This window comes from Streptomyces sp. L-9-10 (genome assembly GCF_004151105.1).
Taxonomy (GTDB): Bacteria; Actinomycetota; Actinomycetes; order Streptomycetales; family Streptomycetaceae; genus Streptomyces.
In genome coordinates this window covers 194,685-209,315 of sequence record NZ_PHRF01000097.1, presented here as the reverse complement: position 1 = coordinate 209,315, position 14,631 = coordinate 194,685, and the positions used below count along the sequence as shown (strand labels likewise).

Sequence of the window (14,631 nt, the reverse complement as noted above, 5' to 3'; positions counted from 1 at the left end):
GGTACCGGCCTCGGGACCGGCTCCGGTACCGGCCTCGGGACCGGCTCCGGTACCGGCCTCGGGACCGGCTCCGGTACCGGCCTCGGGACCGGCTCCGGCGTGGCCGCGACTCAGCGTCAGTCCCAGCCCGCTCGCCCAGCCCACCGGCTGGAGCGCCCAGTAACTCAGCACCCGGTACAGGAGGGTGACGGCGATCGCCTGCTCGGCGCTCAGTCCGTACAGCACGAGCAGCGCCGTGAGGCTCGTCTCGACCACGCCGAGACCGCCCGGCGTGAGCCGCAGACTTCCCGCGAACTGCGTCAGCGCGTAGACCGCGAGAATGCCGTGCCACGGTACGGCGATCCCGAGACTCCATACGCACGCGACCAGACACGCAAGGTCGAAGCCCCAGTTGAGCACGGCCAGTGACGACGGCCACAGCCACGGGCGTATCCCCGGCCTGGTGGTACGGATCTGACGGCCCAGATGCGTCAGTGCCCGCTCGATGTCCCACAGCCGCCGGGAACGCAGTCCGATCCGCTGCCACAGGCGCCGGGCCCGTCGCCTTACCCGGGGAAACCGGAACAGTCCGGCCGCCACACCCCCCACCAGGACCCCCACGGCGGCGAGCCCGACGACCACGGGCCGCGCCCCGGCCACCGGGCCCGATGAACCGGCCGCCAGTACGCCGGCCATCAGGAGTACGAAGAGGCTCAGCCCGGACAGCAGTCCCGCGATCACCAGTACGGTCCCGGCGAGGACCTGCCCCGCGCCCCGGCGCCGGAACTGCCGGAATACCCACGCCGCCGCGAACGCCGCCCCACCGGGCAGCGCCCCCGCGATGGCATTGGCCGCCAGCACGACGGCACCGACGACCCGGAGCCGGATCCGCGCACCGCCCGCGCGCAGCAGCCAGTGCTGCACAGCGGCCAGACAGGCCAGGGAAGCGGCCTCGAACCCGGCGGCGACCAGCAGCCGGGGCAGCCGTACGTCATCGATGAGATGAACGGCGGTGACCAGCTCGTGGCGCCGGGTGACGGCGACCACCACGGCGGCCGCCACCAGCAGGGCGGACACCACCCACCAGAGCGGACGTACCGACGCGAGCGCGGCGACCGGGGCGTGTCGCGAGGCCCCCTTGTGCCCCCCGGGGCGGCCCGCCACGTTCTCCACGATACGACCGGGCCGGCTCCCCGGCCCTGCCCGTACGCGCCGTCACCAGGGACGGGGCTCGGGCGGCGAGACGGGGCCGCGCGCCCACCGGCGTCGCTCCGTCAAAGGGCATGTCACCCGATCAGCCTCTCCCGGCGTCTCCCGGCGCTCTCCTCCGGCCCGGTCCGCGTCCCGATATGGAGATCAGCAGCTCCACCAGCGAGTCGGCGATCTCCCGTCCGCGCTGGTGCAGCAGGGCGGCCAGCAGTGTCACCCGCAGTGGCAAGGGGTGCGTCCGCAGATGAGAGGGGGACTCCGCCTCGGCCCGCGCCCGCCACCCGGCCAGCACGGCCGGGGCGATATCACTGAACAGGTCCGGCGGCAGCCCTACCGCCCGGATCGCGAGCAGCTTGTCTATCTCCACGAGCATCGTCCGCAGGTTGAGATCGCCCGGAGCCGGAGCCGGAGCCGGAGCCGGAGCCGCAGCCGCAGCCGGAGCCGGAGCCCCTTTGATCCTCCTCGGCCCGAATTCCCCCGGCCCGGTTTCCCTCAGCCTGATCTCCGCCAGTCTGATTCCTGTCGACGGAGGCGATTCGTTCCTGCTGTCCGCCGCGTCGCCGCCCACCGGGTCGCCGTCGCCCACCAGGGAAACGATCCGCCTGATACTCGCCGCGGCCAGTCGTGAGGAGATCCCCGCCGTCAGGGACTCCTCGGCCGCCCGCAGAGCGGCTTTGACGATCCGGTCGCACCGGCCGGGCGTGGGCGGCTCGATGCTCTGTGCGCGTAAGCGCGCGAGCAGTTCCGCCCGCACCCGCTCCGGCCGGCGTTCCTCGCGCGCGACATGCTCGGCCAGGTACGCCGTCACCTCCTCCGCGTCCGCGACGGTGCATTCGCGAAAGCCGAAGTGCCGCCGGATCTGGGCGCGGTGGTACTCGATCGTGCGGCCCGTCCAGTCGTAGGAGTCCAGTTCGGCGGCGGGTACCCGTACCTGCCGGGCGAGGAAGTCCACCGCCCGGTCGGGCAGTTCGGACCGGCCACGGGGAAACCGGCCGTAGCGCGTATGAAACTTGAGCAGCACGGCGAACCCCAGCCGCGTCGGGCCGCGTTTGCCGGACACGAGTTTCCGCTCGTCCTCCAACAGCGTCCAGTTTTCGGTTAGTTCATGAACATTCAACGAGATATGGTCCACGATCGCCGATCATCCTCGCGAGCGTTCCGCGCACGCAATCGAACGACGCCACTCGTCCGGGGGGTGCGCGACGGTTTGCGGCTGGTGGCGGATTTTTAGGGGCAGTCTGTGCGGGCAGGCCGAAACCGGCCTTCGTGTGACAGCTCAGCTGAAGATCCACCGCACCTGATCATGAGGAGTTTTCCCATGTCGCAGCCGACGCCCGGCTACTACCCTCCCCAGCAGCCGCCGCCTGGCTACTACCCGCCGCAGCAGCCCCCGCCGCCCGGCTACTACCAGCCGCAGCAGCCGCCGCCCCCGGGCTACTACCAGCCGCAGCCCGGGTACTACCCGCCCCAGCAGCCGCCGCCCGGCTACTACCAGCCGCAGCCGGGGTACTACCCCCCGCAGCAGCCGGTCGACCCCGAGGCCCCGCGGCAGAAGAAGTCCACGTTCCTCGAAGCGCACACGGTGAAGGGCAGCGCGCTCCAGGGCAAGGCGAGGGCGAAGGTCGAGGCGATCCTCACCGACGGCGACGGCCAGGGAATCCCGGATCAGCTGATCCACTTCTATGTCGCCACCGGCGGACAGGAGCTCGGCTCCGCGCGGACCAATGACCAGGGCAAGGCGTCGTTCGACACCGGTACCCAGATCAGCGACCCCCAACTCATGGCCACCGCGGCTCTGTCCGGCTACATCGCCGAGTTCAAGGGCAGCCGCACCTACTACTCCACCGAGGCCAAGGGAAGCTTCAACGTCGGTGTCTAGTGCCTCTCGGTCGCTCAGTCTCTGACGACCCGTGACAGTGCGCGAGCCCGACTCCCCCCACCCGCGTCGGCTCGGCGCACTGGACGGTTCCTCGTAGCCCGCTGTCAGCCGGACAGCGGGCTACGGGGTTGCGCCGCGGAGGTGGGCGGGCCCTGGGGCGTGCCGGCGGGTCCGGGAGCGGCCTCCTCGGCGACGTCACGTACGTCCTGTGCGTCCCGTACGTCCTGAGAAGGGCCTTCCACGGTACGTGCCCTGATGGATTGAACATCGTTTACCGGGAAAGGCCCGGTTGACCCCCGGGTGTGACCTGAGCGGGTGCCGGCTGTGGCCGAACGCCGCTGCGAGGACGGAGCGCTGTGAATACGCGATTGATCGAAGAGCGTCCGGTGAACGAGGGCGTGGGGGACGGAAACGGCGGCGCCCGCCGAGTGGGACGGCGGGCGGCCGCGGTGGGAGCGGTGCTGGGGGCCGCGCTGGTGCCGGCCGGGGCGGCGCACGCCAACGTGATCGGTATCGGGAACGCGACGTTCGGCAATACGTGCGCCAACCAGGGCGGCGGAGCGCACACGGCCGCCGGCACGGTGGCCGGGAGCGGTGCGGTGAGCGGGAATCACGTCGCTCTTCCGCTGGATCTGCCGCGTAATCACTGCGGTAACAGCGGCATCATCTGCACCGCTCTGTTCCCGGCAGCCTACTGACTCCTGACCGAATGAGGAGGGGTGCGTGTGAGGCGTTCGGTGGCAGGCGTGTCGATGCGGGACATTCCGGTGCGGGAGCTGGCGGCGCTCAGCGGGCGTGCCATGCCGTCGCTGCGGCGGTGGGTGGCCGAACGCCCCCGGCTCGGTGTGGCACGGGCGTTGCTGGTGCTGGCCACCGGCGACGCGCTGAGCGACGCGGAACTGAGGGACGAACTGACGGTCGCCCACGAGGACGCGCGGAGTGCGGACGCGCGGTCGATGAGTCTGGTGTACGGCGTGTTCCTCCACACGCATCGCCAGTACCGGATGACGGCCGACCATCTGCTCACGCACTTCGCGCGGTGGCCCGGTGACGAGGTGGCCGGACTGATGCTGGACGCCTTCCACGCCTGCGGCGAGGACGGGTACCGGGTACGGGGCGATGCCCTGGCCGAGGAGCAGTACGCGCTGTCCGGCCCGGAGAGTTGGACCTGGACGAGCCGGCTGGCCTGGGTACGGGCGGAGCAGGGCCGCGCCGGGGAAGCGCACGAGCTGGCCGACCGGGCGCTGGCCCTGTTCCCGCGCTCGGGGCTGGCGGCCCATGCCCGCGCCCACGCCGAACACGAACGGGGCGCCGGCCCCGCCTCCACCGCCTTTCTTGACGAGTGGCTGGCGGCCCACCCGGAGGCCGTGCAGTTCAAGCACCTCAACTGGCATGCCGCGTTGCAGTCGCTGGCCTGCGGCGATTTCGCGGACGCGCGCCGTCGGGCGGACGAGGTGCTGGGCCGCGCCGACGTGGGCATGCGCGCGGCGACCAACTGGCGGCTGCTGCTGGCCGGGCAGACCCCGGCCGGCCGCTGCGACCTCGCGCACGTACGGGAGTTGCTGGCGGCTTCTGGCGGGATGGCCGAGGTCTTCCATACGTTCAACCTCGCCCTGGCGCTGGCGGTCGAGGCGGCCACCGACGATCTGCGCGCTCTGGCCCGCCGGGCGGCGCGCGACGAACGGCCGGACTTCCGGCACGTACTGGCCCCGGTCGTCCAGGCGCTGGCCGAGATCACCGCCGGCCGGACGGCGGCGGCCGTGGATCTCCTGACCGGCCTGAGCGCGCGGACGGAACGGCTCGGTGGTGTCCGGGTGGAGCGCGAGATCGTTCACGACACCCTCGCCCGCGCCCTCGTGGACACCGGCGAGCACACCCGGGCCGCCGCGCTCCTGCACCCCCGTATCAGCACGCGGGCGCACCACACCTACGAGGACCTCCTGCTCGCTCGCACGACACCCGTGGCCGCACTCACGGTCGTCTGAGACTTCCGCCCCTCGTCCTTCCCCGGAGATGTTCCATGGCCGCGCCCCAACTGATCGTCGTCTCGCCGCGTGGCAGTGGGACTCCACTGCTGACGGAGTTCACGGCCGCTCTCGGCTACTCCTCCTACGGGACCATGAGCGGTGTCCGGCCCGCGGGCGACGCGCGCCCCGGTCCGGGTACCGGCCCTGGTCAAGGTCCCGGCCCCGGCCCCGGTGAGGTCTACCCCCTGCTGGTGGCCTCCTACGGACAGGACCGCGCCGTACGGCTGCTGCGTCGGCGGGACGAAGAGCGGGACGAACTGAAGTCGGCCTTCCAGGAGGCGGTCAGCGCCCTGTGGCGGGTGTGGTGGACGCGCCTGGGCCAGCCGGTCACCCTCACCTCACCCCTGGATCCCGCGCTCGAAGGACGTCTGGCCCGGGTACCGGACAGCGAACTGCACCGTCTTCTGCCGGGCCGGGGCTGCTGGTACGTCACGGGCCTCGACCTCCAGCGGGCCGAGGCCGGTTTCCTGCGCGCCTGGCACGCGGACAGGCAGCCGCCGGTCATCTTTCATCACCGCGATGTACGGGACCGGATCATCAGCCAGATCCAGCTGCTCTCCGGACCCGCGGAGCGCGTCGGCTCCCTGCCCGACCACCTCATCTACCGGGACATCGTCAGCGCCCTGCCCACCATGGACGCCAGAATCACCCTCGCGCTGACCGATCCCGCCTTCCCCGGCATGGAGGAGGCCCGCCGCTGCCAATGGCTGGCGCGCCACCCGGCGGTGACCGTGATCACCCATGAGGAACTCGCGGGCCCCGCCCACGGCGGAACCACCGAAGCCCGCGAAGAGGCCGTGACCCGCCTGCTGCACGCCACCGGACACCCCTCGCTCTCCCCGGACTCCCTCTCCTCGGATTCCCTCTCTCCGGATCTGCCCGCCCCGCGCTCCGGCGACGGCGACGAGCTGGAGGTGGGCGTCTGGCGCCGGCACTTCACCCCGGCCCACGAACGGATCTTCTCCCGGCTCCACAGCGACCTGCTTCCCGGGCCAAGCGCCCTGCCCGCCGGGAGCAATTGACCGCGGCGCGCTGTTCGCCCCGAACGCCCGTGTCCCCCGCGCCCGTGCCCCGCACCGGCGCCGTCGACGTTTACGGCGTCGCTACAGCGTGCCCGCTACATTTGCGCTGACCTGCGCAAAGGCCCTCCCTGAGGGAGGGCCGTGCACCGCGCGTAGAAAAGCGCCCCCGGCAGGACTCGAACCTGCGGCCAAGTGCTTAGAAGGCACCTGCTCTATCCACTGAGCTACGGGGGCCGGGTGGTGGCCTCGGTGACCTGGAGCCCCGGTTGGGTAGTTCCATGACCTTGCCGGGACAAGGATAGGGCTCCGATCCCCTTGACCCGGTTGCTTCACGCCCGTGGCACGTTGTGGAGGTTCAGTGAAGCGAACCGATAATCGCAGGCAGGTGCGATTCACGCATCGCTTTTGGCCCTCGGCGCCCCGGGTGTTGTGCAGTCGTTATGCCTGTGCCCCACTCGTCCCGTCTGTCCCGAGGTGTGATCGGCGCGCAGAGATGTCCATACGCTTCAAAAAGGCTCCAAAATTGGGCATTCTTCGCATGTGGTGACCTTGGACGTACGGCCCCAGCTGCTCGACGCACTTTCCGCACTGCGCGACCGTGTCGCCGCCGTGCGTCTTCCACTGCCTCTCACCGGGGCGCCGCGTGCCCGGCAGACCAGGGCCGAGCTGCTCGCGCAGCTCGACGACTATCTGCTGCCCAGGCTCAGGGACCCCGAAGCACCCCTGCTCGTGGTCGTCGGGGGGTCCACAGGCGCCGGGAAGTCCACGCTCGTCAACTCCCTTGTGGGACGGCGGGTCAGTGAGGCGGGGGTGCTGCGGCCCACCACGCGTACCCCCGTACTGGTCTGCCACCCCGAGGACCACCACTGGTTCGCCGGGATGCGGGTGTTGCCGCATCTGACGCGCGTATGGCTGCCGCAGCAGGAGGACGACGCGGGAGTCGGCGCGGACGGGACGGTGCCCGTGGAGCAGAGCGCGCTGCGTATCGACACCGCCGCCGCTCTGCCCCGCGGGCTCGCGCTGCTCGACGCGCCCGACATCGACTCGCTCGTGGTGGACAACCGGCTGCTGGCCGCCGAGTTGATCTGCGCCGCGGACGTGTGGGTCATGGTGACCACCGCCTCCCGGTACGCGGACGCCGTGCCCTGGCATCTGCTTCGTACCGCGAAGGAGTACGACGCGTCGCTGGTGACCGTCCTCGATCGGGTGCCGCACCAGGTGGTCGAGGAGGTCTCGCGGCAGTACGCGGCGCTGCTGACCCGGGCCGGGCTCGGTGACGTACCGCGGTTCACCATCCCCGAACTGCCCGAGTCCGCGGGCGCGGGGCGGGGTCTGCTGCCCACCACCGCCGTCGCGCCGCTGCTCGCCTGGCTCGCGCACCGGGTGCAGGACCCGGCGGCCCGTCAGCAGGCCCTGGTGCGTACGGCGGCCGGGGTCATCGACTCCCTGAACGCGCGTATGCCGGAGCTGGCGGGGGCGGTGGCCGCGCAGTACGCCGCCGCCGTGCGGCTGACGGGCGCGGTGGAGGACGCCTACGCGGCCGAGGGCGAGCGGGTGCGCAGACAACTCCAGCGCGGGGCCGTGCTCGCCGGGGACGCGCGCACGCGCTGGCGCGGCTATCCCCGGGACAGCTCGGCGCGCGAACTGCTCGACTCGCTGGTGGAGAGCCTGGGCGCCCTCCTCCAGTGCGCGGTGGCCGCCGCCGAGGAGCGGGTGGAGGAGGCATGGCAGCGCGAGCCGGCCGCCGGGGTGCTGCCGGTGCCGGGCCCGGACGGGGAGGCGGCGGAACGGGTCGGGATGGCCGTACGCCGCTGGCGCCGTGTCCTCGAGGAACTGGCCGAGGAGGAGGTGCGCCAGCTCGAACGGACCCCCGCGCCCGACGCCGAGACGGTCGCGGCGCTGCTCGCGGCGGCCCTGCTGGGCGGCAGACGGGCCCGGCTCGCGGGGGAGCGGCTCGCGGAACGGGTCGGGGCGCACGCGGCGCTGCGGCTGCGCGACCGGGGCGGCGAGCTGGTGACGACGTACATCGATCGCGTGCTGCACGGGGAGCGCGACCGGCGGCTGGCGCCCCTCGACGCGCTTGAGGTGACCCCCGAGCCGCAGGCCGAGTTGATCGCCGCGCTGTCCGTACTCCAGAGGGAAAAAAGGTGAGCGATGTGTCTCAGGTGACTGGTGTTGCTGGTGAGGCCAGCGAAGCCAATGAGGTTGATGAGGCTGAAAGGGCCGTCAAGACAGATAAGGCTTCCAGGACTCCTGAGAATGGAGTGGAGGGGGCCGAGAAAGTCACCGAGCCCGGGAAGTCCGCGAAGCTCTCGAAATTCATGAAGCCCGTGAAATTCATGAAATCAGCTAAATCGATGGAATCCGGTGAATCCAGGGAATCCGCTGAATCCGGGGAGCCCGACGAGACCGGGGAGCCCGTCGGGACCGTGGGGCCCGGCGACGAGACCGTGGAGCCCCTGAGGGCCGATGAGGGCCTCGCGTTCGCCGCCTCCGAATCCGAGTCCGAGTCCGACGCCTTCGCGTCCGCCCCCGACGGGACGGACCCCTCCGGCGGCAGCTGGGACGACGGGCTGATCGCCCGCCGTGCCACCGGGAAGGGCTCCCCGGACGGCCTCGGCGGCCTGGACGGCTTCAGCGGTCTGGACGGCCTCGACGGCACGCTGGGGGCCGGTTCCGACGACTCCGAGGCCCACACACCGATCGGGGGCGCGTACGGCGGCTCTCTGCGGGTACGTCTCGACGCCCTGGGCGAGCTGGTGGGCCTGTCCAGGACCCGGCTCGAAGGGTCCGTACTCGCCGAGGCCGGGCGCGTCCTGGACGAGGCGTCCGCCCGTCAGCGGCTCTCCTCGCGCCATACCGTCGTCGCCATCGCGGGAGCGACGGGCAGCGGCAAATCGACGCTGTTCAACGCCCTGGCCGAGGTGCCGATCTCGGAGACGGGCCTGCGCAGGCCCACCACCTCCGCCCCCATCGCCTGCGTCTGGTCCGACGGCGCCGCGGGGCTGCTCGACCGGCTGGCCATCCCGGGGCGGCTGCGGCGCAAGCCGCTGGCGGGCGGGGACGGCGACGAGGAACTGCACGGCCTGGTCCTCGTCGACCTCCCCGACCACGACTCGGCCGTCGTCCGCCACCGCGAGCAGGTGGACCGGGTGCTCGCGCTCGTGGACGCGGTGATCTGGGTCGTCGATCCCGAGAAGTACGCGGACGCCGCGCTGCACGAGCGCTATCTGCGGCCGCTCGCCGGCCACGCCGAGATCACCTTCGTCGTGCTCAACCAGATCGACCGGCTCCCCGGCGACGCCGCCGACCAGGTGCTCGACGATCTGCGCCGGCTGCTCGACGAGGACGGGATGGCCCTCGGCGAACACGGCGAGCCCGGCGCCACGGTCCTCGCGGTCTCCGCGCTCAGCGGGCACGGCGTGGGCGAACTGCGCGAGCTGCTGGGGCGGTTCGTACAGGAGCGGAGCGCGGCGGAACGGCGGCTCTCCGCCGATGTGGACGCGGCGGCGTGGCGGCTGCGGTCCGCGTATGTCGCCGAGGGGCGTGCCGGACTCGGCGAGCGTTCCCGTGAGCAGTTCGCCGACCGGCTGGCCTGGGCGGTCGGCGCGGTGGCCGCGGGCGAGGCGGCGGAGCGCGCCTGGCGCAGGAACGCGGGGCGCGCGTGCGGGACGCCCTGGCTGCGGCTGTGGCGGTGGTACGAGTCGACGCGGATGCCCGGCGGCCAGACGCAGCGGCCCCCGGCGGTCGTGGAGGAGGAGCTGACGGCACGGCAGCGGGTCGAACAGGCCGTACGTACGGTGGCGGAGGAGGCGTCCGCCGGGCTGCCCGCGCCCTGGGCGCACTCCGTGCGCGAGGCGGCGGCGCGGGGCGCGGAGGGGCTGCCGGAGGCGCTGGACGAGCTGGCGGTGACGGCGGCGGCCCCGAGCAGCCGGCCGCCGCGGCCCGCCTGGTGGCCCGCCGCCGTGCTGGCGCAGGCGTCCATGACGCTGCTTCAGATCTTCGGTGCGCTGTGGCTGGTGGGGCAGATCGTCGGCGTACTGGAACCGGGGCTGCTGCCGCCGGTGCTGGTGATGCTCGCCGGGATCATCGGCGGGCCGTTCGTGGAGTGGGCGTGCGGGGCAGCCGCGATGGGGCCGGCGCGACGGTACGGGCAGGACGCCGAACGGCGGCTGCGCGAGGCCGCGGCGGCCTGCGGGAGGGCGAGGGTGCTGGATCCGATCTCGGGGGAGCTGATGCGCTACCGGGAGGTGCGGGAGCAGTACGTGACCGTGTCGCGCACGGGCGGATGAAACGGGTGACGGGGTTTTCCACAACTCACGGGTAATCCACAGCCGACAGCGCATTCTTTCCATCCGGTCCAGCATGGGATCAGTCAATGCAGCCGGACGGGGAGGGCCGTTATGAGCGACACCGTGGTAACCGTGGTGGGGAACGTCGCGACGGGTGTGGAATTCAGGGAGACGGTCACGGGCGGGGTGGCCCGGTTCCGGTTCGCGGTGACCGGGCGCCGCTGGGACCGGCAGAAGAACAGCTGGACGGACGGGCCCACGAGCTTCTACACGGTATGGGCGTGGCGCACGCTGGGAGCGAATCTGGCCGCCTCGGTCTCCGTCGGTGAGCCGCTCGTCGTGCACGGCCGACTGCGGGTGCGGGAGGACGAACGGGAAGGGCAGCGCCGGACGTCCGTGGAGATCGACGCGGTCGCGGTCGGTCACGATCTGACGCGCGGGACGGCTGCGTTCAGACGTGTGACCAGGGCGACTCCCTCCCTGACGGAGCGTCACAGGCCGGCGACGGAGGGGGAGGGGCGGGGGCGGATTCAGGGGCCGGACCAGGGGCGGTTCCCCGTGCCGGAGGAGACGCGGGACGGGACGGCGGAGGCGACGCCGGGCACGGCCCTTGACGGGACGCCGGGCGCGGCACCTGCTCGCGCGCCGGGCGCGGCACCCGCCCGCCCGCTCGTCACGGCGTCGACTGCCGTTCCCTGAGCGTGGGTTGTGGAGACATGTCGATATACTCGTGTGCATTGCATAGTTCTGCCGGAGTGTCGATAACGATTCCGATTCGGAACGGTTATCAGAGTGCTTGAGTGGACTCCGGCGGTTCGCGCCGTCCATAGGATTCGCGAGTACCCACGGGGCACTTGAGTCTGCTGGCGAGGCATCCCCCCACGCGTTCAACGCGGAAGAATCTCGCCCGAAGGGGAATTCTGTGTTTTCTGCGATATCAGCGTCATCCGTACGGAAGCGGGGCGCCGCCCGTCTCGCCGCCGCGGTACTCGTCTCGGGACTGGTGGCCATGGGCTCGGTGGCCGGCGCCGGCGCGGCCACCGCCGACGAGGTACCCCAGCACCAGGGCGGCGCCGCGGCCACCCTCGACGGACTGAAGACCTACGACGGCGCCGTGCTCCACAGCGACGGCAAGGACCAGCAACTCCCCGCCGGACTGTTCGAGATGACCGTGGACGGCGGCGGCAAGCTCAAGACGTACTGCATCGATATCCACAACCCCACACAGGACCAGGCGAAATACCTGGAGACCCCCTGGAACCAGACCTCGCTGGGCGCCAACAAGAACGCCGGCAAGATCCGCTGGATCCTGGAGCACTCCTACCCGCAGATAGACGACCTCTCGGCACTTGCCCAGAGCGCGGAGACCGGGCCCCTCACCGAGAAGACGGCGGCGGCGGGCACCCAGGTCGCGATCTGGCGCTACTCGGACAGCGCCGATGTCGACGCCAGCGACCCGGCGGCCGAGAAGCTCGCCGACTGGCTGGAGAAGAGCGCCCAGGACGCCGCCGAGCCCAAGGCGTCCCTCACGCTCGAACCCGGTGCCGTCTCCGGCAAGGCCGGTGAGAAGCTCGGCCCGATCACGGTCCGCACCGACGCCGCCGGTGTCACCGTCACGCCGCCCGCCGACGCCGCCGCCAGCGGCGTCAGGATCACCGACAAGGACGGCGCCCCGGTCACCACCGCCGCCAACGGGACGCAGCTGTACTTCGACGTCCCGTCCGACGCCTCCGACGGCACCGCCTCGCTCGGCGTGCAGGCCACCACCTCCGTACCGGTCGGCCGCGCCTTCGCCGGGGTGACCAAGAGCCAGACGCAGATCCTGGCCGGGTCCAGCGAGTCCACGGTCTCGGCGACGGCGACCGGGACCTGGGCGGAGCAGGGCGCGATCCCCGCCGTCACCGCTCAGAAGAACTGCGCCGCGGGCGGCGTCGACATCACCGCCGCCAACAAGGGCGACGAACCGTTCGTCTTCGACCTCAAGGGCACCGAGTACTCGGTCCCGGCGGGTGAGTCCAAGACCGTCACCGTCCCGGTCGGCGAGGACGAGGCGTACGACTTCACCATCACCGGACCCGCGGGGTTCACGCAGAACTTCAAGGGCGTCCTGGACTGCCTGACCACCAGCGACTCGGGCCCCGTGACCCAGCAGGAGTCCTCGCAGCCGCTCCCGGCCTCGGCCGGCGGCTCCTCCGCGGCCGCCACGGACAACCTCGCGGCGACCGGCTCCTCCAGTGCGACCCCGGTCATCGCGGGCGTCGCGATTGCGCTCGTGGTGCTCGGCGGCGGTGCCGTGTTCCTTCTCCGTAAGAAGAACGCCGCCACGTCCTCGACTCCCGGAGAGTGAGGGACGTCTCGCGCTGAGTGAGACCTCGCAGCCCGTGGCCCCCGGCACGCACCCGCGTGCCGGGGGCCACGGCCGTGAGAAGGGCCTGAGAACGGTCCGGGGAGCGGTACTGGTTTCCATCGGGGGATGGACATGCGGCAAGATGGCGTGTATCTGCCCTCACGCGGCGGAGCCGCACATTGGCCCTTCTCGATTGCCGGACGGTTTCTCTTGGCTGAGTACATCTACACGATGCGCAAGACGCGTAAGGCGCACGGCGACAAGGTCATCCTCGATGATGTGACGCTGAGCTTCCTGCCGGGCGCGAAGATCGGTGTGGTGGGTCCGAACGGCGCCGGTAAGTCCACCGTGCTGAAGATCATGGCGGGTCTGGAGCAGCCGTCCAACGGCGACGCGTTCCTCTCCCCGGGATACACCGTCGGCATGCTCCTCCAGGAGCCGCCGCTGGACGAGTCCAAGACCGTGCTGCAGAACGTCCAGGACGGCGCCGCCGAGATCATGGGCAAGCTCAACCGCTTCAACGAAGTGGCCGAGCTGATGGCGACCGACTACTCCGACGCGCTGATGGAGGAGATGGGCAAGCTCCAGGAGGACCTCGACCACGCCAACGCGTGGGACCTGGACACCCAGCTCGAACAGGCCATGGACGCGCTCGGCTGCCCGCCCGGCGACTGGCCCGTCACCAACCTCTCCGGTGGTGAGCGCCGTCGCGTCGCGCTCTGCAAGCTGCTGCTCGAAGCCCCCGACCTGCTGCTCCTCGACGAGCCCACCAACCACCTGGACGCCGAGTCCGTGCAGTGGCTGGAGCAGCACCTCGCCAAGTACCCCGGCACCGTCGTCGCCGTCACCCACGACCGGTACTTCCTCGACAACGTCGCCGGGTGGATCTGCGAGGTCGACCGCGGCCGTCTCCACGGCTACGAGGGCAACTACTCCAAGTACCTGGAGACCAAGCAGGCCCGTCTCAAGGTCGAGGGCCAGAAGGACGCCAAGCGCGCCAAGCGGCTCAAGGACGAGCTGGAGTGGGTGCGGTCGAACGCCAAGGGGCGCCAGGCCAAGTCCAAGGCGCGACTGGCCCGTTACGAGGAGATGGCCGCCGAGGCCGACAAGATGCGGAAGCTGGACTTCGAGGAGATCCAGATCCCGCCGGGCCCCCGGCTCGGCAGCGTCGTCGTCGAGGTGGAGAACCTCTCCAAGGCGTTCGGCGAGAAGGTCCTGATCGACGACCTGTCGTTCTCGCTCCCGCGCAACGGCATCGTCGGGGTCATCGGCCCGAACGGCGCCGGCAAGACCACGCTCTTCAAGATGATCCAGGGCCTGGAGGAGCCGGACTCCGGCAGCATCAAGGTCGGCGACACCGTCAAGATCAGCTATGCCGACCAGGGCCGTGACAACATCGACCCGAAGAAGACGCTGTGGGCGGTCGTCTCGGACGAGCTGGACTACATCAACGTCGGCCAGGTCGAGATGCCCTCGCGCGCCTACGTCTCCGCGTTCGGCTTCAAGGGCCCGGACCAGCAGAAGCCGGCCGGTGTGCTCTCCGGCGGTGAGCGCAACCGGCTGAACCTGGCGCTGACCCTCAAGCAGGGCGGCAACCTGCTGCTCCTCGACGAGCCGACGAACGACCTGGACGTCGAGACACTGTCCTCGCTGGAGAACGCGCTGCTGGAGTTCCCCGGCGCGGCCGTGGTCGTCTCCCACGACCGGTGGTTCCTGGACAGGGTCGCCACGCACATCCTGGCGTACGAGGGCGAGTCCAAGTGGTTCTGGTTCGAGGGCAACTTCGAGTCGTACGAGAAGAACAAGGTCGAGCGGCTCGGCGCGGACGCCGCCCGTCCGCACCGCGCCACCTACAAGAAGCTGACGCGAGGCTGAG

Annotated in this window: 11 protein-coding genes and 1 tRNA gene; 9 read left to right on the top strand and 3 right to left on the bottom strand. The window is 71.2% G+C overall.

Annotation, left to right across the window (positions count from 1 at the left end; translation table 11 throughout):
- On the bottom strand, positions 1-1,143 hold a 1,143-nt coding region (locus tag CU044_RS26010), incomplete at its 3' end, for a YbhN family protein (RefSeq protein WP_240045844.1).
- Positions 1,144-1,273: 130 nt separating this feature from the next.
- Positions 1,274-2,320: a DUF4158 domain-containing protein gene (locus tag CU044_RS26005; RefSeq protein WP_275670224.1), complete on the bottom strand. Its 1,047-nt coding sequence runs from the start codon at positions 2,318-2,320 to the stop codon at positions 1,274-1,276.
- A 186-nt stretch (positions 2,321-2,506) separates the two neighbouring features.
- Between CU044_RS26005 and CU044_RS26000 the strand changes: the two genes are divergently transcribed.
- From CU044_RS26000 to CU044_RS25985, 4 genes are all read left to right on the top strand, one after another.
- Positions 2,507-3,067 carry an Ig-like domain-containing protein gene (locus CU044_RS26000; protein ID WP_165371966.1) on the top strand — a complete coding sequence of 187 codons (561 nt, stop codon included), beginning with the start codon at positions 2,507-2,509 and terminating at the stop codon, positions 3,065-3,067.
- A gap of 356 nt (positions 3,068-3,423) precedes the next feature.
- Positions 3,424-3,765, top strand: coding sequence for a chaplin family protein (locus tag CU044_RS25995; RefSeq protein WP_240045843.1), 342 nt, complete (start codon positions 3,424-3,426; stop codon positions 3,763-3,765).
- Between the two features lie 27 nt (positions 3,766-3,792).
- Complete coding sequence (locus CU044_RS25990) at positions 3,793-5,052, top strand: hypothetical protein (RefSeq protein ID WP_240045842.1); 1,260 nt, start codon at positions 3,793-3,795, stop codon at positions 5,050-5,052.
- A 35-nt stretch (positions 5,053-5,087) separates the two neighbouring features.
- Positions 5,088-6,116, top strand: a complete 1,029-nt coding sequence (locus tag CU044_RS25985) for a hypothetical protein (RefSeq protein ID WP_129771165.1) — start codon at positions 5,088-5,090, stop codon at positions 6,114-6,116.
- Between the two features lie 161 nt (positions 6,117-6,277).
- Here the strand turns inward: CU044_RS25985 and CU044_RS25980 are convergent.
- A tRNA-Arg gene (locus CU044_RS25980) sits at positions 6,278-6,350 on the bottom strand.
- A 315-nt stretch (positions 6,351-6,665) separates the two neighbouring features.
- On the opposite strand from CU044_RS25980, the gene CU044_RS25975 reads away from it, so the two are divergent.
- From CU044_RS25975 to ettA, 5 genes are all read left to right on the top strand, one after another.
- Positions 6,666-8,267, top strand: coding sequence for a dynamin family protein (locus CU044_RS25975; RefSeq protein WP_129771183.1), 1,602 nt, complete (start codon positions 6,666-6,668; stop codon positions 8,265-8,267).
- A 188-nt stretch (positions 8,268-8,455) separates the two neighbouring features.
- On the top strand, positions 8,456-10,408 hold the full coding sequence (locus CU044_RS25970) for a YfjP family GTPase (RefSeq protein ID WP_240045841.1): 1,953 nt from the start codon (positions 8,456-8,458) through the stop codon (positions 10,406-10,408).
- Positions 10,409-10,519: 111 nt separating this feature from the next.
- Positions 10,520-11,107, top strand: coding sequence for a single-stranded DNA-binding protein (locus tag CU044_RS25965; protein WP_129771164.1), 588 nt, complete (start codon positions 10,520-10,522; stop codon positions 11,105-11,107).
- A gap of 223 nt (positions 11,108-11,330) precedes the next feature.
- Positions 11,331-12,755 (top strand): Cys-Gln thioester bond-forming surface protein, encoded by a 1,425-nt coding sequence (locus CU044_RS25960; protein ID WP_240045840.1) that lies wholly within the window; start codon positions 11,331-11,333, stop codon positions 12,753-12,755.
- A gap of 210 nt (positions 12,756-12,965) precedes the next feature.
- Positions 12,966-14,630, top strand: a complete 1,665-nt coding sequence (gene ettA, locus CU044_RS25955; protein WP_129771163.1) for an energy-dependent translational throttle protein EttA — start codon at positions 12,966-12,968, stop codon at positions 14,628-14,630.
- The last annotated feature ends 1 nt before the right edge of the window (position 14,631 follow it).